General features: G+C 68.7%; 27 protein-coding genes and 1 pseudogene. 14 read left to right on the top strand and 14 right to left on the bottom strand.

All coding sequences use genetic code 11. The annotated features are described in order from the left end of the window. Nucleotides 1-60 precede the first annotated feature (60 nt). Both AB0E63_RS26100 and AB0E63_RS26095 read right to left on the bottom strand, forming a co-directional pair. The gene (locus AB0E63_RS26100) at nt 61-1,389 is read right to left on the bottom strand and encodes a hypothetical protein (protein WP_360371406.1); all 1,329 of its coding nucleotides are present in this window, start codon (nt 1,387-1,389) and stop codon (nt 61-63) included. A gap of 121 nt (nt 1,390-1,510) precedes the next feature. Next, on the bottom strand, nt 1,511-1,996 hold the full coding sequence (locus AB0E63_RS26095) for a cupredoxin domain-containing protein (protein WP_360371403.1): 486 nt from the start codon (nt 1,994-1,996) through the stop codon (nt 1,511-1,513). 172 nt (nt 1,997-2,168) lie between these two features. On the opposite strand from AB0E63_RS26095, the gene AB0E63_RS26090 reads away from it, so the two are divergent. The 6 genes from AB0E63_RS26090 to AB0E63_RS26065 all read left to right on the top strand — a co-directional run bounded on the left by AB0E63_RS26090 (nt 2,169) and on the right by AB0E63_RS26065 (nt 8,498). Beyond that, complete coding sequence (locus AB0E63_RS26090) at nt 2,169-3,635, top strand: wax ester/triacylglycerol synthase family O-acyltransferase (RefSeq protein WP_360371400.1); 1,467 nt, start codon at nt 2,169-2,171, stop codon at nt 3,633-3,635. Next, nucleotides 3,632-4,159 (top strand): hypothetical protein, encoded by a 528-nt coding sequence (locus AB0E63_RS26085; RefSeq protein WP_360371397.1) that lies wholly within the window; start codon nt 3,632-3,634, stop codon nt 4,157-4,159. The genes AB0E63_RS26090 and AB0E63_RS26085 overlap by 4 nt, the downstream gene beginning before the upstream one ends. A 10-nt stretch (nt 4,160-4,169) precedes the next feature. Then, nucleotides 4,170-5,102 carry a Ku protein gene (locus tag AB0E63_RS26080; protein ID WP_360371394.1) on the top strand — a complete coding sequence of 311 codons (933 nt, stop codon included), beginning with the start codon at nt 4,170-4,172 and terminating at the stop codon, nt 5,100-5,102. Further along, nucleotides 5,099-5,563: a VOC family protein gene (locus tag AB0E63_RS26075; protein WP_360371391.1), complete on the top strand. Its 465-nt coding sequence runs from the start codon at nt 5,099-5,101 to the stop codon at nt 5,561-5,563. The genes AB0E63_RS26080 and AB0E63_RS26075 overlap by 4 nt, the downstream gene beginning before the upstream one ends. 166 nt (nt 5,564-5,729) lie before the next feature. Next, entirely contained in the window at nt 5,730-7,358 is a 1,629-nt protein-coding gene (pruA, locus tag AB0E63_RS26070; RefSeq protein ID WP_360371388.1) for an L-glutamate gamma-semialdehyde dehydrogenase, read from the top strand. A gap of 78 nt (nt 7,359-7,436) precedes the next feature. Then, a complete protein-coding gene (locus AB0E63_RS26065) occupies nt 7,437-8,498 on the top strand; it encodes a hypothetical protein (RefSeq protein ID WP_360371386.1) in 1,062 nt (353 codons plus the stop codon). On the opposite strand, the gene AB0E63_RS26060 is transcribed toward AB0E63_RS26065, so the two are convergent. Further along, nucleotides 8,495-9,127, bottom strand: a complete 633-nt coding sequence (locus AB0E63_RS26060; RefSeq protein ID WP_360371383.1) for a TetR/AcrR family transcriptional regulator — start codon at nt 9,125-9,127, stop codon at nt 8,495-8,497. The two genes, AB0E63_RS26065 and AB0E63_RS26060, sit on opposite strands and share 4 nt — an antisense overlap. 417 nt (nt 9,128-9,544) lie before the next feature. Between AB0E63_RS26060 and AB0E63_RS26055 the strand changes: the two are divergent. After that, nucleotides 9,545-9,634: pseudogene (locus AB0E63_RS26055) on the top strand (lipase); the annotation flags it as partial. A 69-nt stretch (nt 9,635-9,703) separates the two neighbouring features. Further along, nucleotides 9,704-10,132 (top strand): hypothetical protein, encoded by a 429-nt coding sequence (locus AB0E63_RS26050; RefSeq protein WP_360371380.1) that lies wholly within the window; start codon nt 9,704-9,706, stop codon nt 10,130-10,132. Nucleotide 10,133: 1 nt separating this feature from the next. Here AB0E63_RS26050 and AB0E63_RS26045 read toward each other — a convergent pair whose 3' ends face one another. Further along, entirely contained in the window at nt 10,134-10,325 is a 192-nt protein-coding gene (locus AB0E63_RS26045; protein WP_360371377.1) for a hypothetical protein, read from the bottom strand. A gap of 72 nt (nt 10,326-10,397) precedes the next feature. Further along, on the bottom strand, nt 10,398-10,886 hold the full coding sequence (locus AB0E63_RS26040) for a DUF2505 domain-containing protein (RefSeq protein ID WP_360371375.1): 489 nt from the start codon (nt 10,884-10,886) through the stop codon (nt 10,398-10,400). A gap of 105 nt (nt 10,887-10,991) precedes the next feature. Here AB0E63_RS26040 and AB0E63_RS26035 point away from each other — a divergent pair, with 105 nt between their 5' ends. After that, on the top strand, nt 10,992-12,812 hold the full coding sequence (locus AB0E63_RS26035) for a heparinase II/III family protein (protein WP_360371372.1): 1,821 nt from the start codon (nt 10,992-10,994) through the stop codon (nt 12,810-12,812). Here the strand turns inward: AB0E63_RS26035 and AB0E63_RS26030 are convergent. The 3 genes from AB0E63_RS26030 to AB0E63_RS26020 all read right to left on the bottom strand — a co-directional run bounded on the left by AB0E63_RS26030 (nt 12,799) and on the right by AB0E63_RS26020 (nt 16,223). Next, on the bottom strand, nt 12,799-14,226 hold the full coding sequence (locus AB0E63_RS26030) for a hypothetical protein (RefSeq protein WP_360371370.1): 1,428 nt from the start codon (nt 14,224-14,226) through the stop codon (nt 12,799-12,801). The two genes, AB0E63_RS26035 and AB0E63_RS26030, sit on opposite strands and share 14 nt — an antisense overlap. 18 nt (nt 14,227-14,244) lie before the next feature. After that, nucleotides 14,245-15,702, bottom strand: coding sequence for a glycoside hydrolase family 76 protein (locus AB0E63_RS26025; protein WP_360371367.1), 1,458 nt, complete (start codon nt 15,700-15,702; stop codon nt 14,245-14,247). Between the two features lie 68 nt (nt 15,703-15,770). Next, nucleotides 15,771-16,223: a hypothetical protein gene (locus tag AB0E63_RS26020; RefSeq protein ID WP_360371364.1), complete on the bottom strand. Its 453-nt coding sequence runs from the start codon at nt 16,221-16,223 to the stop codon at nt 15,771-15,773. Nucleotides 16,224-16,300: 77 nt separating this feature from the next. Between AB0E63_RS26020 and AB0E63_RS26015 the strand changes: the two genes are divergently transcribed. From AB0E63_RS26015 to AB0E63_RS26000, 4 genes are all read left to right on the top strand, one after another. Next, nucleotides 16,301-17,122 carry a tryptophan 2,3-dioxygenase family protein gene (locus AB0E63_RS26015; RefSeq protein ID WP_360371361.1) on the top strand — a complete coding sequence of 274 codons (822 nt, stop codon included), beginning with the start codon at nt 16,301-16,303 and terminating at the stop codon, nt 17,120-17,122. Between the two features lie 260 nt (nt 17,123-17,382). Further along, the gene (locus AB0E63_RS26010) at nt 17,383-17,994 is read left to right on the top strand and encodes a hypothetical protein (protein WP_360371358.1); all 612 of its coding nucleotides are present in this window, start codon (nt 17,383-17,385) and stop codon (nt 17,992-17,994) included. Nucleotides 17,995-18,041: 47 nt separating this feature from the next. After that, the gene (locus AB0E63_RS26005) at nt 18,042-18,731 is read left to right on the top strand and encodes a response regulator transcription factor (protein ID WP_360371355.1); all 690 of its coding nucleotides are present in this window, start codon (nt 18,042-18,044) and stop codon (nt 18,729-18,731) included. 2 nt (nt 18,732-18,733) lie between these two features. After that, nucleotides 18,734-20,050, top strand: coding sequence for a HAMP domain-containing sensor histidine kinase (locus tag AB0E63_RS26000; RefSeq protein WP_360371352.1), 1,317 nt, complete (start codon nt 18,734-18,736; stop codon nt 20,048-20,050). Here AB0E63_RS26000 and catC read toward each other — a convergent pair. Genes catC through AB0E63_RS25975 form a run of 5 tightly spaced genes read right to left on the bottom strand, consistent with a single transcriptional unit; the run spans nt 20,028 to nt 24,505 of the window. After that, on the bottom strand, nt 20,028-20,303 hold the full coding sequence (catC, locus tag AB0E63_RS25995; protein ID WP_360371349.1) for a muconolactone Delta-isomerase: 276 nt from the start codon (nt 20,301-20,303) through the stop codon (nt 20,028-20,030). The two genes, AB0E63_RS26000 and catC, sit on opposite strands and share 23 nt — an antisense overlap. Further along, nucleotides 20,303-21,439, bottom strand: a complete 1,137-nt coding sequence (locus tag AB0E63_RS25990) for a muconate/chloromuconate family cycloisomerase (protein ID WP_360371346.1) — start codon at nt 21,437-21,439, stop codon at nt 20,303-20,305. The genes catC and AB0E63_RS25990 overlap by 1 nt, the downstream gene beginning before the upstream one ends. After that, nucleotides 21,439-22,284: a catechol 1,2-dioxygenase gene (catA, locus tag AB0E63_RS25985; RefSeq protein WP_360371343.1), complete on the bottom strand. Its 846-nt coding sequence runs from the start codon at nt 22,282-22,284 to the stop codon at nt 21,439-21,441. The genes AB0E63_RS25990 and catA overlap by 1 nt, the downstream gene beginning before the upstream one ends. Nucleotides 22,285-22,307: 23 nt before the next feature. After that, nucleotides 22,308-23,876 carry a 4-hydroxyphenylacetate 3-hydroxylase N-terminal domain-containing protein gene (locus AB0E63_RS25980; RefSeq protein WP_360371340.1) on the bottom strand — a complete coding sequence of 523 codons (1,569 nt, stop codon included), beginning with the start codon at nt 23,874-23,876 and terminating at the stop codon, nt 22,308-22,310. Beyond that, nucleotides 23,873-24,505, bottom strand: coding sequence for a flavin reductase family protein (locus tag AB0E63_RS25975; RefSeq protein ID WP_360371337.1), 633 nt, complete (start codon nt 24,503-24,505; stop codon nt 23,873-23,875). The genes AB0E63_RS25980 and AB0E63_RS25975 overlap by 4 nt, the downstream gene beginning before the upstream one ends. 123 nt (nt 24,506-24,628) lie before the next feature. Between AB0E63_RS25975 and AB0E63_RS25970 the strand changes: the two genes are divergently transcribed. Further along, entirely contained in the window at nt 24,629-25,444 is an 816-nt protein-coding gene (locus AB0E63_RS25970) for an IclR family transcriptional regulator C-terminal domain-containing protein (RefSeq protein WP_360371334.1), read from the top strand. Nucleotides 25,445-25,457: 13 nt separating this feature from the next. Here the strand turns inward: AB0E63_RS25970 and AB0E63_RS25965 are convergent, their stop codons facing one another. After that, nucleotides 25,458-26,336 (bottom strand): LysR substrate-binding domain-containing protein, encoded by an 879-nt coding sequence (locus AB0E63_RS25965; protein WP_360371331.1) that lies wholly within the window; start codon nt 26,334-26,336, stop codon nt 25,458-25,460. Between the last annotated feature and the right edge of the window lie 53 nt (nt 26,337-26,389).

Genomic DNA, 26,389 nt, shown 5'->3' with positions numbered 1-26,389 from the left:
CGGACCGGGCGGCCTCCACCAGCAGTTCTCGGAGGTGGGTGCGTTCGACGACCGTGTACATCACGAAGAGAACAGTAGGAGCAGACCGCCGCAGGTGTAGCCGACCATGACGATCAGCAGCGGGAGCTGACCGATCAGTGCCTTGTTACGGGGGAACAGCGCGACAGCACGGTCGTGCGCCGAGATGACACCGAGTAGGTGCCCACAGACCACGGCCAGGACCTGGATGACCGCGATCGTGGTGCTGTGGTTGGTGATGCCGGTGTTCACCGCGAGCAGTCCGGTGCCGAAGATGTTGGCGCCGTCGCTGAGCGGATCGCTCAGGTAGATGAGCGTCCGCTGCCCCTCCAGGATGAACAGGGTCAGGTAGTGCGCGACGACGTACCCGAGCACGATCGGGACGAGGGAGTGCGCGAACAGACCGGGGAGCGCCGTACGGGAGCTGTCCGACAGCCGGCCGGCGAGCAGGGTGGCGCCGGAGTACGTGACCAGCACGAACAGGATGAACACGATCAGCGCGGCGGTGCCGAGCCAGGTCATCGAGATGTCCTGGTTCTGTGCCCAGCCGATCCACGCCGACGAGTTCGAGAAGCCGTCGTACGCCGTGGAGCCGAGGAGCGCCGCAACCATGCCGACGAGGCCGGGCTGCGGTTTGAGGCCGTCCAGGTTCTCCAGCGGGCGGCGGACCACCAGGGCGCCGTCGGTACGACGGCCCCACGGGGACAACCGGGACATCAGCGTGGCGTAGACCTCGAACGGGTCGCCGGTCGAGAACCACCGGTCGCCGAACAGGATCGCGCCGAACAGCGTGATCACGAAGTACAGCGCGAGCCACGCCTGCAGGACGGGGATGGTGGCGCGGTCCGGCGCGACCAGTTCGAGCCAGGTGAACGCGAAGATGCCCAGCGCGGCCGGCCAGAGACCGGCCCAGGCGGGGAGCTGGAGGACGCCCTTCGACGGCGGCTGCCGCAGCGCCTTGGAGAGCAGCAGGTGAAGGGTCCGGAGCGGGTTCAGCGTCCGCCAGATCGGGCCGAACACGAGCGAGATCGGCACCAGCCCGACCCAGAGCAGGATGTAGATGAACCCGAAGATCGGGTTGGTCAGCCGGTCCACGCCGAACATCAGCGACACCATGGCATAGAAGAAGATCGCCAGGCCGACGAGCCGGACGATCCAGCGGAACCAGCTCGCGTCGACCGTCCGGGTGATTGCGGCAGGCAACGGCTTCCCGGATGCGTTACCCCGGTACTTCGGACTCCGCCACGCCAGCCCGAGCACGACGAACGAGACCGCGACCGCCACCGCGGCGCCACCGACCGCGAGGCCGAACGGAACCGGCAGGTCCTGCCGCCCACCGATTCCGTGGAGCGGCAGAAGCAGGCCGGTCATGGGGCCTCCCGGCCTGGACTGAGGAACGGAGGGAGCGAAGCGACCGGAGTGACGAGGGAAGGCCGGGAGCCAAGGCCCCATGACCGCGCCGTGCCGGAGGCGCGGCAATCCAATGGAGTACTCACGAGACGACTAGCTTGGCGACCAGTTTGTCGCTCTCGTGGGTCTCGATCTCGAAGGTGCCCTTCATGTTCGCGGTGAACTTGACCGAGGCCGGCTTGCCCGGGGTGAGCGGCAGTTCCTTGTCGTAGCCGTGGATGTGCACCTCGTCCGCCGCGTCACTGACCGCGGTGACCAGCACGGTCTGGCCGGCCTTCACCTTGATGGTCGCGCCGCTCGGGTTGACCTTGCCGTTGGCAACGGTGACGTTGATGGTCACGTCGGCCTGCTCACCGGACGGGTCCGCGGTGTTCGACGGAGAGCTGGCGTTCGGCTTGCCCGGCGTCGGGGTCATCGTCGGCACGCTGGCCGGCGTACTCGCGGGGGCGCTCGGCGACGGGGTGCTCGAGCCGCTGTCGGAATCGCCTCCACCACAGCCGGCCAGGACCAGCATGCCGAGGGTAGGCAGAAGAGCCGCGGCGGTACCGCGAGCGAGCGTCGAACGCATTGTCGAGGGGCCTTTCAAGGGGTCTGTGAAGTTCTCAGGGTGCGGGACACACCCTCTTGCCTGACGAACACGGATAGCTCAGTGTTCCCGTACGGCCAGTGTCGCAGCCCACTGTCCGTGCGGCCCGTTAGGGTGACGAGACAGAGCTTCGAGCAGAGAGGAAGGTGACCGGATGCCCGATCGGCTGACGTCGCTGGATCTCACCTTCCTGAAAGCCGAATCCCCGGCCACCCCGATGCACGTCGGGACGGTCGATATCTTCGAGCCGCCGGTGCACTCCGGCGACGGGTTCGACTACGAGCGCCTGGTCGCGCTGATCCGGGACCGGATCACCTTCGTGCCGCGGTACCGGCAGCGGGTCCAGCAGGTGCCTGGCCGGTTCGCCGGCCCGGTCTGGGTGGACGACGAAGAGTTCGACATCACCTTCCACGTACGGCGCTCCGCCCTGCCGCGGCCGGGGACCCACGCGCAGCTGCTCGAGCTGGTCGCCCGGATCATGTCCCGCCGGCTGGACCGGGCCCGGCCGCTGTGGGAGATGTACCTGGTCGAGGGCCTGCAAGGTGACCGGTTCGCGATCATCGCCAAGTCCCACCAGGCCCTTGTCGACGGCAACAGCACGGTCGACATCGGCCAGGTGGTGCTGGACGCGACCGCACACCCCCGGGACACCCCGACCGACACCTGGGAGCCCAAGCACCCACCGTCCGCGCTGGAGCTGCTCGCCGGCGTGTTCACCGACGCCACCCGCCACCCCACCGCCGTACTGGAGCTGGCCCGGGCCGAGATCGCCAGCCTGACCGGGTCGACGTCGGTCCGCGAGGTGCTCGGGGACGTGGTCGGCTCGCTGGTCGCGCAGCGCCATGTGCAGGAGAGCTCGCTGCACGTGAAGACGTCCGGTCAGCGCCGGTTCACCACCGTGCAGACCGACCTGGAGGACTACCGGACCGTCCGGGCTGCCCACGGCGGCACGGTGAACGACGTGGTCCTCGCGGTCGTCGCCGGAGCGTTCCGGGCTTGGATGATGACCCGCGGTGAGGGCGTCGGGCCGACCCGCAGCGTGCGGGCGGTGGTCCCGGTCAGCATCCGTGACGACGAGGACGAGGAACCGACGTCGCTCGGCTCCTCGGTGATCGCCTCCACGGTGAACCTCCCGGTCGGGGAGAACTCCCCGGTCATGCGGATGCACCAGATCTCGTACCAGACCAAGGTGCACAAGGACACCGGCCGCGCGGTCAGCGCGCGGTCGCTGGTCGGGATCGCCGGGTTCGCCCCGACCACGCTGCACGCGCTGGCCGCCCGGGTCGCGACCACGACCGTCCGGCCGATCGACGACGTGGTGATCACCAACGTGCCCGGACCGCAGTTCCCGCTGTACGCGCAGGGTGCCCCGATGCTGGCGTCGTACCCGGTGGTTCCGCTGATGCCCGGACAAGGGCTGTCCGTCGGCGTCACGTCGTACGACGGGAAGGTGTTCTACGGGCTCAACGCGGACCGCACCGCGATGCCGGACCTGGCTGTTTTCGCCCAATGTGTGACGGATGCGCTGGACGAGTTGCTCGACACCACCAGGGGCAGCCGGAACCGGGCTTCCCGGGGCCGGAAGAAACCCCGCGCGACAACCAAGAAGGCGGACTCATGAGGGTCTACATCCCATCCACGCTGCGGCTGCTCGACGTCGCGTGCCACGCCGGCGAGTTCGGCCCGGCCCCGCTGACCGCGTACGCCGTGACGCCCGCGCTGCGGGAGTGGTACGCCGAGGGTGACGACGAAGAGCTCGAGTACGCCGCGATGGCGCAGGCGGCCCGTGCTTCGGTGGGCCTGCTCGCGGCCGATCCGGACACGGCGCGGAGGCGCGTGGTGGTCGCGGTCGAGGTGAGCGCCGTACCGCCTGCCGACGGGTCGGTCGACCTGGGAGACGCCCGGCTGGAGCTGCAGGTGGTCATCCCGTGGACGAAGGTCGCGGCTGTCCACCTGGACGCGGCCGGTGCCGCGGCGGTGGTCGGGAAGGCGGCTGACCTGTGGGAAGCGGCCCAGAATGGTGACGACGACGCGGTTTTCGCCCTCGATTCGTGCGAGGGTGAAGACCTGCTGTGGTATGCGACACAAGAGATCCCGGACCTGTTGGCCGCGGAGGGACCCCGCGGGCTCAACGGCGTGAACTGACAGGGGGCTGATGGCGATGCAGGCGATCTGGAAGGGTGCGATCTCGTTCGGGATGGTGACGATCCCGATCAAGGTGTTCTCGGCGACCGAGGAGAAGGACATCTCGTTCCGCCAGGTGCACGTCGCCGACGGCGGCCGGATCCGGTACAAGCGGATCTGCTCGATCGACGGCGAGGAAGTGCCGTACTCCGACATCGGCAAGGGCTACGAGATGGCGGACGGCCGGATGGTGGTGCTGGAGCCGGACGACTTCGCTGACCTGCCGCTGTCCAGCAAGAAGGTCATCGACGTGCTGGAGTTCGTGCCGTCGGACCAGGTCGACCCGCTGTACCTGGGCAAGTCCTACTACCTGCAGGCCGACGGCGGGCCGGGCGCCAAGCCGTACGTGCTGCTGCGGGACGCGCTCGACGGCTCCGAGCTGTACGCGCTGGTCAAGGTGGCCCTGCGGTCGCGGGAGAGCCTCGGCCTGCTGCGGACGGTCGACGACATCCTCGTGCTGCAGGTGATGCTGTGGCCGGACGAGGTCCGGGACGCGTCGTTCGCCGCGCCGCCCGAGGACGTGGAGATCCGTTCCCAGGAGAAGGCGATGGCGTCGTCGTACATCGACACGCTGCGCGGCGAGTTCGACCCGGAGCAGTACCACGACGAGTACCGGCAGGCGCTGGAGAAGGTGGTCGAGGCGAAGGCGGCGGGTGTCCCGCTGCCGGAGGCCGAGGAGGAGGAGTCCGAGGGCGCCGAGGTCGTCGACCTGGTTGCCGCGCTCCGGGCCTCGGTCGAGGCCGCCAAGGCACGCCGCGCCGGTGGATCCGCGGACGCCGAGGCGGCCAAGAAGGCGCCCGCGAAGAAGGCCGCTGCCAAGAAGGCTCCGGCCAAGAAGGCCGCGGCCGCGAAGAAGGCCCCGGCGAAGAAGACCGCCAAGAAGACCGCGAAGAAGTCCGCATGAGCGAGCAGCCGCCGACCACGACCGAGGTTCCCCAGGACGCGTCGGAGATTCCGGTCGATCCGACCGCCGCGGTGGTGACACCGGGTGCGTACCTGCTGGAGCTCGTCCCGGTGCCGGTGACCGACGTCGATCGGGCCAAACGGTTCTACTCAGAGCAGGCCGGCTTCCACGTCGATGTCGACGTCTCGCCGGCCGACGGCGTACGCATCGTCCAGCTCACGCCGCCGGGCTCCTACTGCTCGATCACCCTGGCCACCGGCCTGCCGCAGCTCGACATGCCACCCGGCACCCTTCGCGGCCTGCACCTCGTGGTGAAGGACATCGAGGCCGCCCGCGAGGAACTGATCCAGCGCGGCGTCGAGGTCAGCGAGACCGAGGACCTCGGCGGCGTCTTCTACGCCTGGTTCCAGGACCCCGACGGCAATACGTGGGCCCTCCAGCACATGCCGTGGCGGCAGTAGGGTTTCCGACAGAGAGTGCGTTGCTCTGTAGTATATGCTACGAATAGGTAGACCAGTCGCGTTCGTGGTCGACGGGCCTGTCGTGGCACCATGAAGGCGCACGCCTGGCCACCCGCACCCGGCGTGTCCCACTACGGTCCACCACACGATCGAGGAGCCCCGCAGCATGGATGCCGTCACCGTCGTTCCGACGCCTGCCAACGAGACAGTGAAGGGGTATGCGCCCGGTTCGGCCGAGCGCACGAGCCTCGAGGCGAAGCTCAAGGAGTTCACCGCGGCGGGTGCGATCGACTTGACCTGCACGATCGGTGGCGAGCAGAAGCTGGGTGGCGGCGCGCCGGTCAACGTGGTCCAGCCGCACAAGCACGCGCACGTGCTCGGCACTCTCGGCACCGCGACCGAGTCCGACGGGCGTGCGGCTGTCGTGGCGGCGCTGGCGGCGGCGCCGGCGTGGCGTTCGCTGTCGTTCGACGACCGGGCGGCGATCTTCTTGAAGGCGGCGGACCTGCTCGCGGGTCCGTGGCGCGACACCCTGAACGCGGCGACCATGCTGGGTCAGTCGAAGACGATCCAGCAGGCCGAGATCGACGCCGCCTGTGAGCTGATCGACTTCCTGCGCTTCAACGTGGCGTTCGCCCGGCAGATCGTCAGCGACCAGCCGATCTCGTCCCCGGGTGTGTGGAACCGGGTCGACTACCGGCCGCTCGAGGGCTTCGTCTACGCGATCACGCCGTTCAACTTCACCGCCATCGCCGGCAACCTGCCGACCGCGCCGGCGCTGATGGGCAACACCGTGGTCTGGAAGCCGTCCCCGACGCAGCAGTTCGCGGCGCACTGGACGATGCGGCTGTTCGAGGCCGCGGGTCTGCCGGCCGGCGTGATCAACCTGGTCACCGGCGACGGCATCGACGTGAGCAAGGCCGCGCTGACCCACCCGGACCTGGCCGGCATCCACTTCACCGGCTCGACCCGGACCTTCCAGTCGCTGTGGGGCACGGTCGGCACGAACATCGCGGCGTACAAGACCTACCCGCGGCTGGTCGGCGAGACCGGCGGCAAGGACTTCATCCTGGCGCACCCGTCGGCGGATCCGGCGGTCCTGAAGACCGCGATGGTGCGCGGCGCGTTCGAGTACCAGGGGCAGAAGTGCTCGGCCGCGTCCCGTGCGTACGTCGCTCGGTCGGTGTGGGACCGGATCCGCGACGACCTGGTCGCCGAGACCGAGTCGCTGACCATGGGTGACGTCACCGATCTGTCGAACTTCATCGGCGCGGTGATCGACGACCGCGCGTTCGCCAAGCACAAGGCGGCGCTGGACCGCGCGCGGAATTCCGACGCGGTCGAGGTTGTTGCCGGTGGCACCTATGACGACAGCGAGGGGTACTTCGTTCGCCCGACGCTGCTGGTGTCCGACGACCCGACCGACGAGATCTTCACCACCGAGTACTTCGGTCCGATCCTCGGTGTGCACGTGTACGACGACGCCGACTACGACACCGTGATGCGGCAGATGGAGCACTCGGCGCCGTACGGGCTGACCGGTGCGGTCATCGCGCAGGACCGGCGCGCGGTGGCGGAGGCTGCGGACTACCTGCGGTTCGCGGCGGGGAACTTCTATGTCAACGACAAGCCGACCGGCGCGGTTGTCGGGCAGCAGCCGTTCGGTGGGGCTCGGGCGTCCGGGACCAACGACAAGGCCGGGTCGATGTGGAACCTCATTCGTTGGGCTTCGCCGCGGTCGATGAAGGAGACCTTCGCGCCGCCGACGGACTACCGCTACCCGCACCAGGGCTGACCCTGGAAAGGCTCGGGGATGTCCCGGGAATCGGCGTTCGGTGGGAGTAGTCAGCTCCTGCCGCGTCGTTTCCCGGGTATGCATGAGACCGATCTGCACCTCGAGCCCAACGAAGCCTCCGACCTGTGCCGCGTCTTCACACCGGACGTGCTTGCGCGGCACGGCTGGGACCGGGCCTTCGTCACCGTCCTGGACGAGGCGACAGCCGAGGATGCGCCGGCGCTGCTCGTGCACGCCGCCGGGGCGCCGCTCGACGAGGGCTGGGCGGCGCAGCGGATCCTCACCGACGCGGGGCTGAACGCGGGGAAGACCGAGGATGCCGAGGCGTGCGCGTCCCGGGACGGGTACGTGTACCTGGTCGGATCGCAGTTCGGTAAGAAGGCCGGCCCGCTCTCGGCCAAGCGCTCCTGGATCGCCCGGGTCAGCGAGCAGTCGATCGAGGAGAGCCTCGCCGGCGGACGCGCTGAGCTGGAGATCGTCCGGTTCAAGTTCGCGCTGCACCGGGCGATCAACGATGCGCTGGCGGCGGTCGAGTTGTTGCCGGTCGGACCGCTCGGTCGGCAGGCGTACGTCGAGGAGACCATCGCGCGTGGACAGCTCAAGGCGAAGAGCTGGAGCGGGACCATCCGTCCGACGGACCATCCGATCAACGTCGAGGCGGCCGAGTTCCGCGCGAACGGCAATCTCCTCCTGGGCCTGCGCTACCCGGTCTCCGCCGACGGGCATCCGCTGCTGGTCGAGCTCGAGAACGTGGATGAGCTGTTCGACGACCCGAACGCCGTACCGCGCTGTGGCAACGTCTGGATCATCGGTGACGCCGGCAGTGTCGAAGCGCCGACCGGGTTCCGCGGTCTCGACACCCACGGCGGCGATCGGTTCGACGCCGTCATCGGTGATCTCGACGCGTCCGGCAAGTCGGCCACGGTACTCGCGGACCACCCGGAAGGGGCCGTGGCGGCGTCGGAGCACGTGCGCTTCGAGCTCCCGTCAGACGCCGGAGGTGTGGTTGGCAGCAAGGTCGTCCACCACTTCGGTGACGTCCGCCGGGTGGAGGGTGTCGCCGTCGACCACGAGGGCCACGCCCACTACGTGATCGACGAGGAGGGCCACGTCGCCCTCCGCACCCTCGTCTTCGACTAGATCGCGAGGCCGCGGCGGACGGTGATGTAGAAGGTGGTCAGGTCGTCGATCAGGGCCTCGATCTGCTTCTTGTTGGTGAGGTCCGCGTCGAGGAGCCAGTCCGAGATCAGGTCGAACATGCCGCCGACCAGGCCGATGGCCACGCTGTGCCGGACGGCTCGCTGCTCGTCGACCGGTGGTCCGTCGTACCGGTCCCAGAGCTGGGCGAGGAAGCCGGCGGCCCAGCGGCGGTTGGTCCGGCGCTGCCGCTCGACCGCCTCCGAGATGCCGGACGCCATGCCGAACGTGACCTTGGTGATCCGCGGGTCGTCGACCAGCGCGTGCACGAAGGTCGCGAGCAGCCGCGGTGCCTCCTGCCGTTCGTTGCCGGTCGCCTGTGCTGCGGCGCCGGCCACACGTTCCTCCAGGCGTTCCGACGTCCGCTGCAGCAGCGCGAGGTAGCACTCCTCGCGGCTGGAGAACAGCTCGTAGAAGCTCTTCGTCCCGATGTACGCCGTACTGCAGATCTGCTCGATCGACGTGCCGAGATAGCCGTTGGCGGCGAAGAGTTTGAGCGCCGCGTCCAGCAGTTGCTCGCGTCGCTCGGCCCGGCGTTGCCCGGCGTCGAGTCCCCGTATGGTTCTGCCCATGCGCTGGACGTTACCCCGCGTGCAGAGTTCGTAACCGAGGGATCTTGTTTCGAACACGACAGCTTGTTTATAACCAGGACTCGTGCTCAACTGTGCGTGATCCAGTCGTCACCGAACGATACATGCACGGGGAGCTGTTATGACAATCCGCCTTCGCAGGGCCGCCGCGGGCCTGATCGCCGCCGTCCTGCTGATGGCCTTGGCCACCACCGCGACCGCTGCCAGCGCCGCGCCGTCGTCGGGGTTCGACGACTGGGCGTGTAAGCCGTCGGCCGCGCATCCGGAGCCACTGGTCCTGCTGCACGGGCTGGGCGGCAACGGCCCCGGCACTACTCGTACCTCGGCCCGTTCCTCGCCGCGAAGGGCTACTGCGCGTTCACACTCACCTACGGCCAGGCCAGCCCGGCGGTCCCGGTCGGGGGCACGATCTCGATCGCGCAGTCGTCGGCGGAGATCCAAGCCTTCGTCCAGCGCGTCCGCCAAGCCACCGGTGCCGCCAAGGTCGACATCGTCGGGCACTCCGAGGGCGCCTTCCAGAGCATCTACGGCCCCAAGGTCCGCGGGTACGCCGGTCAAGTGGGCAAGGTGATCGCGCTCGCGCCGCCGACGCGCGGTACGACGTTCGGCGGCCTGGTCAGCGTGGGTGACTACCTCGGTCTCGGCCCGCTCGTCGACCAGGTCCTGCAGCAGTTCGGCTGCCCGGCCTGTGACGACCTGATCGTCGGCGGATCCGCCGTACAGCAGGTGACGGCCGGCCCGATCGCACAGCCAGGTGTGAAGTACACGGTGATCGCATCCCGCTTCGACGCCCTCGTCACACCACACGAGACGTCGTTCATCCGCGAGCCCGGTGTGGCGAACCAGTACGTCCAGGACACCTGCCCACTCGACCCGGTCGGTCACGTCGGACTGGCGTTCGACCCGACCGTCGCCCAGTTGGTCGCGAACGCGCTCGACCCCGCGCACGCGAAGCGCGTGGTGTGCGCCTTCGGACCACCCCTGTAAGTCAGGCGGTGCGGTTGAGCTCCTGGAGGGGAGGGTCGACGAGCAGCGCGGATCCGCACTTCACGCAGATCCACTCATCCGGCTCGTCGACCAGGTGATCCGCCGCCTCGATCCGCTCGAACGGCATCTCCGTGGCACAGAACACGCAGTACTGCGCATCCTCGCCGACCGGCTGAGAACGCTTCTTCCGCATGACGAGCTCACCTCCGAAGCAACTCTTCCGTTCAGGTTGCCACCGGGGATGAGCCCATCAGTGCAGCGACACTCAGTTGGTCCAGTCGCGCCCGAGCTCGTGCTCCTTCTGCAGGCCGGAGCGGATGGCGTCGACGACGAAGGGTTCGATCTTCTTGCCGATCAGGGGGACGGCGACCTTGACGTCGAGGTTGATCGCCTGGACGGTCTGACCGCCGCCGGCGGAGATGCTCGCGGTGCCCTTGAGGGTGACCGGGGTGTTGCTGATCTCACCGGCCACGTCCGCGTGCCGCGAGCCGTCGGCCGCGGCCGGGTGCCAGGTCTCGGTCTGGACCACGGTCAGCGTCTGGCCGACGAACTTCCGGGCGATATCCGGTACGTCGTTCGACGGCATCTCCCGGCTGACCCGGACGATGGTGTCACCGCCGGACTCGCTCACCTGCACGTCGTACGACAGCGCCTTGGTCTTCTCGCAGGCCTGCTCGCGGAAGGTGGCGTCCGTGACGATCGCGAACACTTCCTCGGGGGTGGCGTCGTACGACGCCGACAGCTTCAGTTCCATGCCGCACATCATGGCATTACCGATCGGTCACCCAACGCCTCCGCGCCGCGCGGAACCGCCTGCTACGGTGCCTGGGCAAGCGATTGCCAGACGGAGTGAGGACGGATGGGGCTCGCCGAACGGTGGATGGCGGTTGGCGCGGTGAACCGCGCCGAGGCAGTGGCATCGGCTCGGCAGCGAGCCGGCGTACCGGATCTGACCGACCGAGAGGTGTGGGGGAGCCGCGACCCCGCCGCGGTGAAGGCGATCCTGGCCGAGGCGGACGTGGACCGCGCCGAGCCCTGGCCGCACACGTTGCTGTCCGACTACGCCCGCCTCTGGCGTGACGGCGCCCGCACGCCGTACGAGACCCCGGCCGGTGAGCTACGCCGCCGTACGGCGACAGCGGTCGTGGCCGCCGCGCTGACCGCCGACCAGGTGTACGTCGACCAGGCCGCCGACGGACTGATGTTGCTGTGTGAGCAGACCACGTGGTGCTGGGCCGCGCACGAGTCCTTCGCGACCGAGCGGCGTGAGGTGCTGGCCGATCCCGACCAGCCCTACCTGGACCTCGGTGCGGCCGAGACCGCAGAGATCCTGGCTTGGGCCGACGTCGTACTGGGTCCCGCACTCGACGATCGCGTACCGGGGTTGCGGCGGCGCCTTCGCCGGGAGGTCCGCCGGCGCATCATCGAGCCGTTCCGGATCGACAGGCGGTGGCACTGGCTCGGCCTGACCGGCCACCTGAGCAACTGGAACCCGTGGATCCACGGCCACGTCCTCGCCGCCGCGCTCTTCCTCGAGGACGATCCCGAGGTTCAGCTCGACGTCGCCGACCTCGTCATCGAGGGCCTCGACCGCTATCTCAGCTCACTTCCCGCCGACGGCGGGTGCGACGAGGGCTACGCCTACTGGTGGAACGGTCCGGCCCGCCTGGCTCAAGCTCTCGACCTGCTCGACCGCATCACCGACGGCGCCTTCGCCCCATGGACCTGTTCGCCGCTCGGCGAGCTGGCCCGCTATCCACAACGGATGGCTCTGGGCAACGGCTGGTACGTCAACGTGGCCGACGGCTCCGCCCGCCCGAGTCCAAACCAGCCTTGGCACATCCTGCACCGCTGGGGCCGCCATCACGACAACCCCGAAGTGCTGGCACAGGCCGCCGCGCACCGGGATCTGCCCATCGCTCCGGTCGCCGGCCTCGGTCGTGCGCTACTCGGTCTCACCGACAACGCCTGGTGGGCCGCACCGAAGGCGGATCTGCCGCTCCCACGATCGACCTACCTCGCTGACCTCCAGGTGCTGGTTGTTCGCGAAGCGGCGGGCAGTTCGCGCGGTCTGACGCTCGCGATCAAAGGCGGCCACAACAACGAGAACCACAACCACAACGACGTCGGCTCGTTCATCGCTGCCCTCGACGGCACGCCGGTGCTCATCGACCTCGGTCAACCGACGTACACCGCGCTCTCCTTCTCCGACCGTCGCTACGAGCACTGGGTCGTCCGAAGCGACTGGCACAACGTCCCGGTGCTGAACGGAAAGGATCAGTCGCCCGGAGCGCAGTACCGCGCGACGGAGGTCGCGGCGACGGAGAACTCGCTGACCCTGGACCTGGCCCACGCCTACCCCGATGCCTCGCGCTACCGGCGCGTGGCGAGTTTGGAGTCGGGCGCGATCACGATCGCGGACGAGTGGGACGGCACCGCCGAGCAGCACTTCGTCATCGCGGGTACGCCGGTCGCCCACGAGCCCGGCCGACTCCGCATAGAAACCGTGGCCGGCGGACAAGTCGACCTCAGCTGGACAGGTGGTGTGGGCCGCCTGGAGGAACAAGCCGTGAATGACGACCTGCTGGAAGGTGTCTGGGGCCCGCACGTGCATCGGTTGGTCATCCCCATGGACGGCAATTCCTTCGAACTGAGAATGAGCGAGCTCAGTCCGAGTTGATCCAGGACCAGACGCTCGTGGTCGACTCCACCCCGGCCGCCTCGAAGCCGTGTAGCACCAGCTCCTGGTTCGCCTCCAAGGCCATGCCGTCGGCCAGAACGCCTTGTGTGACAAGGCTTTTGAAGGCGCCGACCAGCCGATCTTGCGCCGGCCCGTCGACGCCCGGAGCGTAGGCGTTCGCCAAGGTGTCCAACGCGTCGTACGGCGCATGGACGCTGTAGCCGTACTCCCGGCCGGGATCTTCACCGATCGGCAGGTAGTCGTAGAACTCGGTGAACGTGATGCCTTTGTCGCCCTCCTTGGGATCGAAGGTGAGCGACAGTGTGAAGATGCAATCGTTGCCCGCCCGACGAACCTTGAGCAACGTCTCGCGCCACGCGGACCCGTACCGCTCGAACTCCACACCGGCTTCGGTCAGCCAGTCGGCGACGCGATCCCGAACCTCCATCGGTCGCCGCGGCGTCAGCTCACCACGCTCGGCGAGCGCGCGCCAGTACGCGATGAGCGTGTCGTCCGGACCGAGGCGTTCGTCCACCGGTCCGACGCGATTCTTCAACCAGGGCAGGAGTCTCGCGAGTTCGGCGTAGTCGAACTGCAGCTGGTACAGCGCGTCCCGCCAGCTGTCCTCCGCCGTACCGTAACCCTCTTGAAGGCCGAGTCGCTTGGCGAACGAGCCGATCGAGAACGACACCTGGACGATCTGGTCCGGCCGGGTCGGAGCCTCGACCAGCGTCTCCCGTCGATCGGTTCCGCGTCGAGTCGGTCGCAGATCGAGGGCGGCGCACCAGCTCTCCACCTGGTCCCGCAGTGCGCCCTGACCGGCCAGCGGGTCCAGCAACACCTCGCAGGCCGCGATCAGCCGATCCTCGGGATCTCCGGACGATGGCGTGCCGGCGAGCTTCTCGGCGTACCCGGCCAGCTGCGGCAAGACGTCGTACGGGAGGCGTAGGCCGTAGCTGTAACCGAGGATCTCGTCCGGCCCGCGGTACTCCTCGTCGAACGAGAACTCGTCGCCCTCGCCAGGTGTCCAGAGACCCCAGCTGATCGTGACCGCGCGCCCGGTCCCGGGCTGGGTGACCGCGGCAACGATGTGCTCGCGATGCGTGCGCTTGCCGTCGACGTCCCAGTCGGACGACAAGCCCGCCTGGTGACACCAGCGACGCAGCTCGGCCCGGATGCTCGCCGGGTAGTAGCGGGCCAGCCCGTCCCGCTCCACCGCAGCCCGGCTCGCCGCCACCAGCCGAGGCTCGTCGGCACCGTGTACGTCGGTCTGCTCGAGGAAGCTCGTGAGTGCGTCGATGCCGGCGAGCGCCGTACTGACGACGATCCGCTGACCGCCGGCGTCGAGCACGTACTCGATCCGGTCGCCGACGGTCAGGCTCAGCGTGCAGTCGTCTCTGTGGAGGAGGGTCACGCCCGCAACGTACCGGGGTCAGGGGGCGGCGTTTAACAGATCGAGCGCGGACTGTTGCCGAGCCGCGTCGAGTTGATCGACCGGGCCGTACCAGCGCAGTCCGTAGTGATCCATCGGCGTCCGGTCGGCGGCGTACGCGCGGTCGGCCTGACGCTGCAGGTACGACGTGTACGGATGGTCGGAGAGCGCCGCGTTGAGCTTGCCGAGCCCGCGGACATGAGCGCCCTTGAACGACGGGCCGTCACCACCGCAGTCGCCCGACTCGCACGGCTCGCGCAGGACGCCGTCGGCGGTGTGCAGTGACGGCGCCGTGGTCGCCGCATCGGCGAGCTGCCGGGCGGTGGTCAGGTACGCCGAGTTGTTCGTTGCCTTGGACAACTCGGTGAGTGCGCCGATCAGCACACCCTGGTTGTAGGTCCACGCGGTGTCGCCGTTGTTCTTGCACGTGGACAGGTCGATCCCGTCGTTCACCAGCCGCGAGCCGTTGATCATGCCCGTCTGCTGGAACCAGGTCCACCCGGCCTGCGCCCGCTGCAGGTACGTCGTGTCACCGGGGATCCGGCTGTGCAGGGCCGCGCTGAGCTGGATGTAGAGCGAGTTGGAGATGGCATTCTTGTACGTCTTCGCCTCGCTCCACCACACCCCGCCGCCACAGGTGTTGTCCCAGTACGCCGCCATGTGGTCGGCGTCGGCCCGAGCAGTCTGCAGGTAGCGCGCTTCACCGGTCAGGTCGTACGCCGCGACCCACACCAGGCCCCACCATCCGGTGTCGTCGATGTAGTCGTTGCGGAACTGGCCTTCCGCGTCGTTGAGGTTCAGGTCATAGGTCCGCGCGATCGCGTACTTGTAACTGTCCATCCCGCTGACCCGGATGTTGTCGATCACCGCGCTCAGTGCGTTGGCGGAGTTCCACCAGCCGGTCGTGTCGAAGAGTCCGGTGGACAGGTTGTAGTACTGCATCTGCGCGGTGGCGGCCGCCGTACGGCGATCCCACGCGTTCCACGTGGTCCGGGCCCACGGCGTACAGGCGATGTCAGCGCGATCGCCGGCCTTGCCGCAGGCGCGCAGGGCACCGACGCCGAGGTTGTTCCAGTCGTCGACGTTGTACATCTGGGTGCGCCAACCGCCTTGCCCGGTGGGGATCGCGGTGTTGCCGAGGCGGCTGCCGCCGGACCAGGTGCGGCCGCCGTCCATCGAACGGTCCAGCCAGACCTCGTCGCCCGGGCTGCCGTTCTCGATCGAGGCCCAGCCCATCGCGTCGGCGTCATCGAAGTGCAGCTTGATGGTCCGGCCGAACAGGGTCGCCGACACCGGGGCGCGGTCGCCGGGGGACAGCGAGGGGTCGCGGGCGTCGCAGTACTTGTTGCAGATCGTTGCCTGAGGGGACATGGTGACCGCCGGGGTGGAGGGCGCAGGCGGCGGCGCGCCAAGAGGGGCGACGAGCAGACTGAGGCTGGAAACGATTCCAACGTACATCACAGATCTCCCTGGGGCGGTAGGAAGAGAGCGGTGTCACCGAAGGTAGGTGGACCGTCACCGTGACGTCAAGACGTCAGCAAAGCCAGCAGGATCCCGAGGGTGAACAGCACGGTGAAGGCGATCGCGACCCGCCGGCCGCACTCGTTGCGGTGCCGGATCGTGGTGCGGTCGACGGTGGTGGCGCACGGCTCGAAGCTCATCGCGTCGGCACGGGCGAGGACGGCGGCCAGGCGTGCGCGGGCCGTCTGCTGTGACGCCTGCCGCGTCGCTTCCTGTACGACGCGGTGCCGCATGAACTCCCGCGGATGGGCGGGCAGTGGGAGGCCTGGCGGGAGCGCGCGCTGCACGACGGCGTGGGCCGCGGCCACCCGCCGCGCCCGGCTGATCGAAGGCGGGAGGATCAGATAGGCGAGGTGGACCAAAGACGGATAGTCGTCGAGCAGCAGCGCCTCGATCAGCGGCTCTTCACGCGTAGGCCCCTGGATGGGTCCGGGGACGACCTCGACCGTGGCGGACATGCAACTCCTTGTTTCGGCGTACCCAAGGTCCAACGACCGAATCCCTGACCGGTCACGAACGCGTTAGTCTCGGCCTCATGAGCACTGAGGACGGGGTTGCGGGGCGGTGGGACGGGGTCGACGTGCACTTCGGCGAGGAGGGCGGGCGGCTCACGTACGGCAGTTATCTGCGGCTGGGCGAGCTGCTCGACCAGCAGCGGCTGGAGTCGGATCCGCCCGCGCACGACGAGTTGCTGTTCATCACGATCCACCAGGTGTACGAGCTGTGGTTCAAGCAGGTCCTGCACGAGATGAGCGCGTCCCGCGACGCGATGCTGTCCGGTGAGCTCTGGCGGGCCCAGCACCTGCTCCGCCGCGTGCACACCATCGAGCGCACGCTGACCCAGCAGGTCGACATCCTCGAGACGATGACCCCGCAGGACTTCGGGGAGTTCCGGCACCGGTTGTCGCCGGCGAGCGGGTTCCAGTCGGTGCAGTTCCGCGAGATCGAGTTCCTCTCCGGCGCCAAGGATCCGTCCTTCGTACGCCGCTTCCGCGGGCTGACCGAGGTCGAGAAGGAGCGCCTCGGCCGGCGGCTGGAGGAGCCGACGCTCTGGGACGCCTTCCTCGGCGTCCTGCAGGAGGCCGGATTCGACACCGACTCCGAGGACTCGATCCGGGACGCACTCCGCAAGGTCGCCGGTGATCGCGGCCACTACGCCGCGATCTGGGAGCTCGCCGAGGCCCTGGTCCAGCACGACGAGCTCGCCGCCGCCTGGCGCGCCCGCCACGTCATCATGGTCGAGCGCATGATCGGCACCAAACCCGGCACCGGCGGCTCCTCCGGCGCCGGCTACCTCCGCAGCCGCCTAGACCTCCGCTACTACCCCCTCCTCTGGAACCTCCGCACCACCCTCTAGGTGGTTCACCCACGCGTGCTGCGGTGTCGTGCGCGATCAACGACCCCGGGCCGGCGCCCGCTCGCGAGACGACCGCCGTCACGCCGACCGTCAGCTACCCGTGGACCGGGCACCCCCGGACCGCTGCGTCACGTGGTTTGCGGTGAGAAATCTGCGTCTGGCGGCAGTTTCTTTCCGCAAAGAGTGTGAGTCGCCACGCTGGGCGCTAGTGTCACGACGCAGGGTCGCGGGCACTGGGTGGTCCGGCGAAGGGATGTGGTGTGAAGCTCTACTCCAATGTGGGGACGCAGCGGTTCGGGCAGGTTGTGGGGGACCTGTTGCTGGTGGGCTGGGTCTGGGTGTGTGTTGAGCTCGGGCTGCTGGTGTACCGGATCACGAATGCTTTGGGTACGCCGGGGCGGAAGGCGGCCGAGGCGGGTGACGGGCTGGCCGGGGATCTGCGTCGGATGTCGGAGCCGATCGGGAAGGTTCCCGTGGTGGGCGACCAGCTGCGGTCGCCCGTCGACGGGGCTGCCGGCGCCGCGGGAAGGCTGGCGCAGGCCGGGCGGGACCAGGCACACGCGGTCGAGCAGCTGGCGTACGTGCTGGCCGGGGTGACCATCGGTCTGCCGATCCTGTTCGCCCTGCTCATCTGGTTGCCGCGCCGGATCCGGTTCTCCCGCCGCGCGACGGCAGCCCAGAAGTTCATCGACAACGCCGCCGATCTGGACCTGTTCGCCCTCCGCGCCATGGCCAACCAGCCCATGCACAAACTCGCCAAGATCTCCGACGACCCCGTCGCAGCCTGGCGCGACGGCGACACCGCGATCATCGCCGAACTCGCGAGCCTCGAACTCCGCACCACCGGCCTGAGACCGCCGGCCGGCACTTAACCGCGGCTTGAGGCTCGCTTGAGGGCGCTGAAGCTACTCTCAACACCATGGCGCGGGTGTTGCTGGTCGAGGATGATGACGCGATTCGGACGTCGTTGGGGAAGTCCCTGACGGCGGCCGGGCATGTCGTCACGGCCGTCGCCGCCGGGGCCGAAGGGGTGGCGATGGTTGCCCGGGAGCGGCCGGAGGTGCTGCTGCTCGACCTCGGCCTGCCCGACCTGGACGGGCGGGACGTGCTGGCCATGGTTCGCTCGGTCAGCGACGTGCCGGTGATCGTGGCGACGGCGCGCGACGACGACGCCAGCGTGGTCAAACTGCTCGACGCCGGCGCCGACGACTACGTGATCAAACCGTTCAGCTCGGCCCAGATCGACGCCCGGATCCGCGCGGTCCTACGCCGCCTCGGCCAGGACCAGCAGGGCGAGTCGCTGGTCGACCTCGGCGCGCTCCGGATCGACCCGCGCAGCCGCGAGGTCACCGTCGACGGCAACCCGGTCGACCTGACCCGCAAGGAGTTCGACCTGCTGCTGGCGCTGTCCCGTCGCCCGGGTGCCGTGGTCACAAAGCGCGAACTGCTGGCCGAGGTCTGGGGTCTGCCGTGGGGCGGCGGCGACCGGACAGTCGACGTCCACCTGTCCTGGTTGCGCCGGAAGCTCGGCGAGACGGCAGCCGAGCCGCGCTTCCTGCACAGCGTCCGCGGTGTCGGGATCAAGCTCGCCGCACCCGAGGGTGGCTGACGATGCGCCGCCGGATCCTGTTGCTCTCGGTCGGCATGACCACGCTGGTCGTGCTGGCGTTCGCCGTACCGCTGATCATTCTGTTGCGCAGTACGACGGCAAACGACGCCAAGGACCAGGCGCGGTACCGGGCCGAGACCGTCGCGTACTACGTCGGCGACAAGGACCACACGGCTGACGACATCACGGCGTACCTCCAGGACGTCAGCAAGGACTGGTCGGGGACCGTCTCGGTCCGGATGCCCGACGGGTCGACGCTCGGCAACCCACCGCCGGGCGGGGTTCCGACGCCGAAGCCGGTGCCCGCGGACTTCGACGACGACGATGACGACAACAAGAAAGGCCCGCCGAAGGTCGGCGACGCCGACTATCGCAACGTCGGCAGCGGGATGGCGGTCGACGTCAGCGTCGACACCCCGAACGGCCCGGCGTCGGTCTGCCTGTACCTGACCGCCGACGAGCTGTACGCCGGCCTCGTCCCGCGCGTCCTCATCCTGATCGGCGGCAGCCTGCTCGTCCTCCTGCTCAGCATCCTCGGCGCCGAACTCGTTTCCCGCCGCCTCGCCCGCCCGCTGGAAGAGACAGCCGGTACGGCGGAACGCCTGGCGCAAGGGGACATGGACGCGCGCGCACCGACGACCGGCCCGGCCGAAGTGGCCAAGGTCGGTTCCGCGCTCAACGGTCTCGCCGACCGGATCGACGAGGTGATCGCGGTCGAGCGCGAGGCGGTCGCCGACCTGTCGCATCGACTCCGTACGCCGTTGACCGCGCTCCGGCTCCAGGTCGAGGCCCTGCCGGACCGCGAGAGCGCCGAGGAGCTCAACACCCAGGTCACCAACCTGGAACGAACCCTGACCGCGGTGATCAGCGCGGCCCGCCGACCGCAGCGCGAGGGGCGGGTGCCGCACTGCGACGCCGTCGAGGTGACCCGCAAGCGGGCCGCGTTCTGGGAACCGCTCTTCGAGGACCAGGGCCGGGAGCTCGCCCTCGACCTCCCGACCCCGCCGGCGATGGTCCGCTCCTCAGCAGAGGACCTCGCCGCCGCGTTGGATGCCCTGGTCGAGAACGTCGTCGCCCACACTCCCGACGGCACCGCGGCCCGGATCACGCTGACCCGCGAGCAGAACGGCGTACGCATCGTTGTCGCCGACAAAGGCCCCGGCATCCCGCTGGGTGCCGGTGAGCGCGGCCGCAGTGACCGCGGCTCGACCGGCCTCGGGCTCGACATCGCCCGCCGCTGCGCCGAAGCCGCCGGCGGCGAACTCACCATCCACCGCAACGAGGTGGTGCTGACCCTCAGATCTTCGACGGGTGTGTAGCCAGCGGCGTCACGTGGATCGTCAGGTACGGGAACAGCGGCAGGCTCGACAGCACGTCGTGGAGCTCGTCGTTGGACGACACATCGAAGACGCTGAAGTTCGCGTACTCACCGGCGATCCGCCACAGCTGCGGCCAAACGCCCTTCTCCTGCAGCTCGATGGCCCGAGACCGTTCGCGAGCGACCAGGTCAGTGCGGACACCGGGATCCATGTCAGGCGGCAGGTGGACATCCATCCGGACGTGGAACAGCATCACGGCTCCTTGGTCAAGAACGGGCGGCGCAACGCGGCGAGGGTGTCGGGATCGAGTTCGACACCCAGACCGGGGCCGCTGGGCAGCTGGAGGGCGCCGTCGGCATAGACCAGTGGCGTGCGGAGGACTTCTTCGGCGAACAACAGCGGGCCGAAGAGCTCGCTGCCCCACGTGACGCCAGGCGCCGCGCAGGCCAACTGCAACGAAGCAGCCGTACCGATCCCGGTTTCGATCGAGGTGCCGCCGTGGCACGGGATGCCGGCGGCGGCAGCGATCGCGACGATGTCCCGGGCCCGCCGGAGCCCGCCGACCTTGGTGGTCTTCATGGACCAGATGTCGGCGGCGCGCAATCCGGCTAGTCGGAGAGCGTCAACAGGCGTCCGCAGGCTCTCGTCCGCCATCATCGGGATCGGCAGCAGGCGGTTGAGCTCGGCCAGCGCCTCGACCTGTTCGCCCGGGACCGGCTGTTCGACCAGCTCGACCCCGGCGGCAGCGAGCCGAGGCAGGTAGGTCTTGGCCGTGAGGAAATCCCAACGGGCGTTGAGATCCACGCGCACTCCGGCCGACCCGACCAGCTTCTCGGCGATCGCACAGATCCGGCGCGTGTCCTCCTCCGGATCGAGTGCACCCATCTTCAACTTGAAGGTCTTGTGCGCACCGGACCGGAGTTTGGTCAACGCCTCCTCGACGACGACCTCCTCCGGATCGGCCCCGAGCGCCCAGGTCACGTCGACCGAAGTACGCGCGAGACCGCCGAGGAGCACGTGCACCGGCACGCCCAAAGACCGCGCCCACGCATCATGCAAGGCGACCTCTACCGCCGCCTTCGCATACAGGTTGGCGTTGACGTGATCGCAGATGTCATCCCAGATCTCCGCAAGGCGATCCACCCGGCGTCCCGGCAGCAGCGGAGCGACGTACGTGTCGAGGGTGACCTTCATCGACTCGACCGATTCGCCGCCCCACCACGGACCGCCCGGAACCACGCCCTCACCCACACCCACGATGCCGTCGCGGGTGTGGACGAAGGCCAGCAGCACCGGCTGGGCGGTCATCGTGACGCGGGCGAACCGATGTGGTCGCCTCAGCGGTACGTCGATGATGACCGTCTCCAGCCGGTCGATGGTGAGATCCATCAGGCCGGCTCGAGCTCGAAGTCGTACGACACCCGCCGTACGCCGGTGCCGTCGTCGACCGGGTCGAGGATCAGCTCGGGCTTGGTGGCCTCGGCGACATCGGAGTCGAGCCACTCGCCACCGGCGAAGTACAGCTGGGTGGTGATGGTGCGATGTCCGTCGGCGCGCACCATCAGGTGCAGGTGAGCCGGCCGCCACGGGTGCCATCCGGCCGCCTCGATCAACTTGCCGGTCGGCCCGTCGGTCGGGATCTGGTACGGCGCCGGTTGCACGGTCCGGATCGAGAAGTTGCCCTCGGCATCCGTCACCACGACGCCACGGAGATTGCCGTCCGGAAGGTGCGGCGCGAACCCCGAGTAGTAGCCGTCGGCATCGGCATGCCAGATGTCCACCTCGGCACCGGCCAGCGGAGACCCGTCCAGGTCGCGGACCTGACCCGAGAACACCAGCGGCGTGCCCTTCTCGTCCGGCCGATGCGGCAACTCACACGAGGAAGACAACCGCGTCTGGCCCCCGAGGTAGTAAGGCCCTTCGATCGTTCCCTTCGTGCCGCGCTGCGACGACGCCGCGACTTCCTCCACGACGTGCTCGACGAACACGTCCATGAAGAGCGGCCACTCGCCCACTTCACCGACTTCCATCAGCCAAGCCTTGGCCGCCTGGAACTCGGGATACGTCACGTTGTTCTCGCGGATCGCGGTGTGCACGCCCTGGAGCACGGCAGTGACTACCGCACTGACGCGCTCCGGCGACGACCCGGCATCGGAAAGCGTCCTGGCCTTGAAGTTCTGGCTCGCGTTCGCGCCCGAGCCCGCGGCGGTCGGGGAATCTTGCACAGTTGTCATGATGCGCTCCATGTCTTGCGAGATCAGCGGTTCGGGATCCGGCTGACGTCGGTCGGGTTGATCAGGTCCGGAACGGTCCAGCCGTCCAGGTCGTACTCGGCGAGCATGGTCTCGGCGAAGCCCTTCATCGCCGCGGTCTCGCCTTGGGCCTCGGCGGCGAACAGGATCTCGGCCTTCACGTTCTCGTGGTTGCCCGAGTAGTTGCGCTCGTACAGTTCGTGGCGGCCGCCGAACTCGGTACCGACCGCGTCCCACAGGGCCTTCATCAGCTTGGTGCGCTCGACCGCGTCGTACCCGTTCGATCCGCGCACGAAGCGGTCCAGGTACGGACGCACCTCGGGGGTCTTGAAGTCGACCGCGTTGGAGTTCAGGTAGATCAGGCCGGACGCCACGTCCTGCTGGATGATCTCCTTCACTCGCGGGTAGCCGGTGATCATGAACTGGCGGTAGATCAGGCCGTAATCGAGCTTCGGCAGCACGGACCCGTTCGGGCCCGGGTCGGGGTTGAGCGCCATCGCGTCGGCCATGCACCGGAACAGGTTGCGCCAGCCGATCACCTCACCGACGCGGGTCTGCACGCCGCGGAAGTCCTTGCTGCCCGTGCATTCGAGGGCCTTGAGCAACAGTCCGGCGATGAAGTCGAGTTTCACCGACAGCCGGATGCAGCCGTGGAAGGTGAACCGCGGGATGAACCCGGACTGCGGGAAGAACCCGTTGATCTTGTCGACGTCGCCGTACAGGAAGATGTTCTCCCACGGCACCAGCACCTTGTCGAAGACGAAGATGGTGTCGTTCTCGTCCAGCCGGCTGGACAGCGGGTAGTCGAAGGGGCTGCCCATCACGTCGGCCTGCATCGTGTACGACGGCCGGCAGATGAGCTTCACACCAGGAGCGCTCATCGGCACCGTACAGATCAGGGCGTATTCCTTCTTCTTGATCGGCAGCCCGTAGTGCGCGATGAAGTTGTAGTTGGTGATCGCCGAGCCGGTCGCCACCACCTTCGCGCCGGACACGATCACGCCGGCGTCGGTCTCCTTCTCCACCCGCATGAAGATGTCGCCGGCCTCGTCGGGCGGCAGGTTGCGGTCGACCGGCGGGTTGATGATCGCGTGGTTCCAGTACAGGACCTTCTCCTGCGACTCCTTGTACCAGCGCTTCGCGTTCTCCTCGTACGGCGCGTAGAAGTCGGTGTTGCCGCCGAGCGTGCCGAGGAAGCTGGCCTTGTAGTCCGGGCTGCGGCCCATCCAGCCCCAGGTTTGGCGAGCCCAGTGCTCGATCGCGACCCGGTCCTTCTGCAGGTCCGCCGAGCTGTGCGGGGTCCGGAAGAACGGGTGCGTGTAGCCGCCGTTGCCGGTGTCGGTCGGGACGGTGATCTCGTCGTTGGTGGCCGGGTCGTGCAGGGCGTCGTACAAACGTGCCGTCATCCGGGCCGGGTTGCGGAACGCGGGGTGTTCGGTGACGTCCTTGACCCGTTCGCCGTAGATCCAGATCTCACGATCGTCGCGGATCGAGTCGAGGTACTCGGCGCCGGTCATCGGGCGCGTCGTGGTGGTGGTGGCTTGCTGGACTGGGGTGTTCTGCGTCGTGGTCATGGGGCCTCCCGGCCTGAACTGAGGAGTGGAGGGAGCGAAGCGACTGGAGCGACGAGGGAAGGCCGGGAGCCAAGGCCCCATGACCCTGCCGGCGCCGAAGGCCCGGCCAAAAGCACAGCGTCGAACCAGCCGCGGTCCGGGCAGTCGATCGAGCCCGACCAATGGGTCTCGACCGGGCCGAGGTAGCGGAACCGGCCGCCGTGGAACAGCAGCGGGTCCCGGGCGGTGATGTCGACCGCGGTCACCTCACCGATCACGATGAGATGGTCGCCGCCGTCGTACGTCCGCCACGGCCGGCACGAGATCGTCGTGGCCGTGCCCTCGAGTAGCGGAGCGAGTGGGCCGTCGACCCAGCCCGGAGCTGGGTCGGAGGGGCGCCCGGCGAAGTGCCAGGCGACGTCGAGCTGGTCGTCGGCGAGCACGTTGATCGCGAACGGCTTGCCGGCCAGGTACTGGCACGCCTTCGCGGTCCGGTTCAGCGTGACCTGGGCCAGCGCCGGCTCGAGTGAGACGGCGGTGAAGGCGTTGACGGTGGCGCCGTGCGGGCGGCCTTCGTCGCTCGTGCACGTCACCACGGTCACGCCGGTGGCGAACTGGCCGAACGCGTTGCGGAGCTCTCGCGGGTCCATCTGCGGTCACCTCCAGGGTGTACGCTCTGCGTACAGCACGTACGCTTGGCGTACGACAAGACCATGGAGCTCGCGCGGTCGACTGTCAAGAGCTCAACAACATTTCGTGGAAGGATGGCCCGCATGACTGGGGAGGGCAGCGAGCGCGATTACGTGCAGTCGATCGAGCGCGGGTTCGCCGTACTGCTCGCGTTCGACGCCGAGCGGCCGAATCCGACGCTGGCCGAGGTCGCGACGGCGACCGGGTTGTCGCGTCCCGCCGTCCGCCGGATCCTGCTGACGCTGCAGCGGCTCGGGTACGTCGCGGCGACGGGGAGCCGGTGGACCCTGACGCCACGGGTGCTGACGATCGGCCAGCACTACGCGGCCACGCACAGCTTCGTCGAGACCGCGCAACCGCATCTGCTCCGGCTGGCCGAGGCGACCCAGGAGTCCGCGTCCCTCGCCCAGCTCGACGGAACCGATGTCGTGTACGTCGCCCGTGTCCAGGTGCGCCGGATCATGAGTGTCTCCGTCGACGTGGGTAGCCGGGTGCCGGCGCACGCGACGTCGATGGGGCGGGTGCTGACCGCGTGGGCGGACGCGTCGGTCGTGGATGCGGTCATCGCGGCCGGACTGCAGCGGCTGGCGCAACGCACGATCACCGATCCGACGGCGTACCGGGACGCGCTCCACCAGGTTCGGAAGGACGGGTACGCCGTGGTCGAGTCGGAACTCGAGGACGGGCTGCTGTCGGCCGCGGTCCCGGTCCGCGCACCGGATGGCGGCGTACTCGCGGCGCTCGCCTACTCCACGACCGTGGGGCGGATGAGTGCGGAGCAGATCGTCGAGAAGGTCATCCCGCTCATGCGGGACACCGCCGCGGCGGTCGCCGAAGACCTGCGTCTGCTTGGCAACACGCGTCGGGTCGAAGCCGCTCCGCGCGACGGCTTCTTTTAAGCAAGCACAGTTTCTAAGCCAGCGCGGTCACGACCGCGAGTGCTCGGTGGAGGGCCGGCGCATCGTCGTCGGCGCGAGTCGCCGCGGCCAGCTCGACGGTGGCCTTGCCGGCCAGCGGCCGATAGGTCACCCCCGGGACGTTGAGCTCGGCGACCGGCGCGGGCACCACGGCGATTCCCAGTCCGGCCGCGACGAAAGTGACCAGCGTCGACGTCTCGGCGACCTCGTGCCGGATCCGCGGCTCGAAGCCCGCCTCCCGGCAACGCGCGAGCACGGTGTCGTGCATCACCGACCGTCCACCGCCGGCGTGGATGACGAAGTCCTCGCCGGCTAGCTCCTTCAGTCGCAGGCGTTCACGCGTTGCGAGGTGATGTCCGTCGGGGACCGCGACGATGAGCCGATCAGCCCGCAGCACCTCGAGCCGCAGCGCATCGTCGTCGACCGGCGGGCGGAGCAGGCCGAGGTCGATCCGCCCGGCCAGCAGCGCGCCGACTTGGTCGGGAGCGAGCATCTCGCCCTGGACCGAGACCTCGACGTCCGGCAGCTCGTCGCGCAACGTCCGGACGAGCTGCGGCAGCAGGCTGTACGTCGCCGAGCCGACGCATCCGATCACCAGTCGCCCTTGCAGCCCGGCCGCGACCCGTTGCGCCTCGCCCGCGGCCGACGAGACCGCGGCGATGATCTGGCGGGCCCGCACGAGGTAGGCCTCACCGGCGGCGGTGAGCTCCACGCGTCGCGTCGTACGCCGGAGCAGCTGGAGGCCGAGCTCGGTCTCCAGCTGGCGGATCTGCTGGGACAGCGGTGGCTGGGCCATGTGCAGGCGTGCGGCGGCGCGGCCGAAGTGGCGCTCCTCGGCGACGGCGACGAAGTACCGCAGATGGCGCAGTTCCATGATTCATACTTGCAGAGTCTCGATCGAGCGTAAATGAGTATTTCTCCATATCG

It is taken from the genome of Kribbella sp. NPDC026596, assembly GCF_040638415.1.
Lineage (GTDB): Bacteria > Actinomycetota > Actinomycetes > Propionibacteriales > Kribbellaceae > Kribbella.
This window is presented reverse-complemented; position numbering and strand designations above follow the sequence as displayed.

Bases quoted from the DNA above. Each gene is read 5' to 3' on its own strand.
- catA (WP_360371343.1), bottom strand. From the start codon at position 22,284: ATGACAACTGTGCAAGATTCCCCGACCGCCGCGGGCTCGGGCGCGAAC.
- AB0E63_RS26085 (WP_360371397.1), top strand. From the start codon at position 3,632: ATGAGGGTCTACATCCCATCCACGCTGCGGCTGCTCGACGTCGCGTGC.
- AB0E63_RS26000 (WP_360371352.1), top strand. From the start codon at position 18,734: ATGCGCCGCCGGATCCTGTTGCTCTCGGTCGGCATGACCACGCTGGTC.
- AB0E63_RS26060 (WP_360371383.1), bottom strand. From the start codon at position 9,127: ATGGGCAGAACCATACGGGGACTCGACGCCGGGCAACGCCGGGCCGAG.
- AB0E63_RS26095 (WP_360371403.1), bottom strand. From the start codon at position 1,996: ATGCGTTCGACGCTCGCTCGCGGTACCGCCGCGGCTCTTCTGCCTACC.
- AB0E63_RS26045 (WP_360371377.1), bottom strand. From the start codon at position 10,325: ATGCGGAAGAAGCGTTCTCAGCCGGTCGGCGAGGATGCGCAGTACTGC.
- AB0E63_RS26025 (WP_360371367.1), bottom strand. From the start codon at position 15,702: ATGTACGTTGGAATCGTTTCCAGCCTCAGTCTGCTCGTCGCCCCTCTT.
- AB0E63_RS25970 (WP_360371334.1), top strand. From the start codon at position 24,629: ATGACTGGGGAGGGCAGCGAGCGCGATTACGTGCAGTCGATCGAGCGC.
- AB0E63_RS26005 (WP_360371355.1), top strand. From the start codon at position 18,042: ATGGCGCGGGTGTTGCTGGTCGAGGATGATGACGCGATTCGGACGTCG.
- AB0E63_RS25975 (WP_360371337.1), bottom strand. From the start codon at position 24,505: ATGGACCCGCGAGAGCTCCGCAACGCGTTCGGCCAGTTCGCCACCGGC.
- AB0E63_RS26080 (WP_360371394.1), top strand. From the start codon at position 4,170: ATGGCGATGCAGGCGATCTGGAAGGGTGCGATCTCGTTCGGGATGGTG.
- AB0E63_RS25990 (WP_360371346.1), bottom strand. From the start codon at position 21,439: ATGGATCTCACCATCGACCGGCTGGAGACGGTCATCATCGACGTACCG.
- AB0E63_RS26100 (WP_360371406.1), bottom strand. From the start codon at position 1,389: ATGACCGGCCTGCTTCTGCCGCTCCACGGAATCGGTGGGCGGCAGGAC.
- AB0E63_RS26015 (WP_360371361.1), top strand. From the start codon at position 16,301: ATGAGCACTGAGGACGGGGTTGCGGGGCGGTGGGACGGGGTCGACGTG.
- AB0E63_RS26020 (WP_360371364.1), bottom strand. From the start codon at position 16,223: ATGTCCGCCACGGTCGAGGTCGTCCCCGGACCCATCCAGGGGCCTACG.
- AB0E63_RS25965 (WP_360371331.1), bottom strand. From the start codon at position 26,336: ATGGAACTGCGCCATCTGCGGTACTTCGTCGCCGTCGCCGAGGAGCGC.
- catC (WP_360371349.1), bottom strand. From the start codon at position 20,303: ATGCTGTTCCACGTCCGGATGGATGTCCACCTGCCGCCTGACATGGAT.
- AB0E63_RS26090 (WP_360371400.1), top strand. From the start codon at position 2,169: ATGCCCGATCGGCTGACGTCGCTGGATCTCACCTTCCTGAAAGCCGAA.
- AB0E63_RS26040 (WP_360371375.1), bottom strand. From the start codon at position 10,886: ATGGAACTGAAGCTGTCGGCGTCGTACGACGCCACCCCCGAGGAAGTG.
- pruA (WP_360371388.1), top strand. From the start codon at position 5,730: ATGGATGCCGTCACCGTCGTTCCGACGCCTGCCAACGAGACAGTGAAG.
- AB0E63_RS26075 (WP_360371391.1), top strand. From the start codon at position 5,099: ATGAGCGAGCAGCCGCCGACCACGACCGAGGTTCCCCAGGACGCGTCG.
- AB0E63_RS25980 (WP_360371340.1), bottom strand. From the start codon at position 23,876: ATGACCACGACGCAGAACACCCCAGTCCAGCAAGCCACCACCACCACG.
- AB0E63_RS26065 (WP_360371386.1), top strand. From the start codon at position 7,437: ATGCATGAGACCGATCTGCACCTCGAGCCCAACGAAGCCTCCGACCTG.
- AB0E63_RS26035 (WP_360371372.1), top strand. From the start codon at position 10,992: ATGGGGCTCGCCGAACGGTGGATGGCGGTTGGCGCGGTGAACCGCGCC.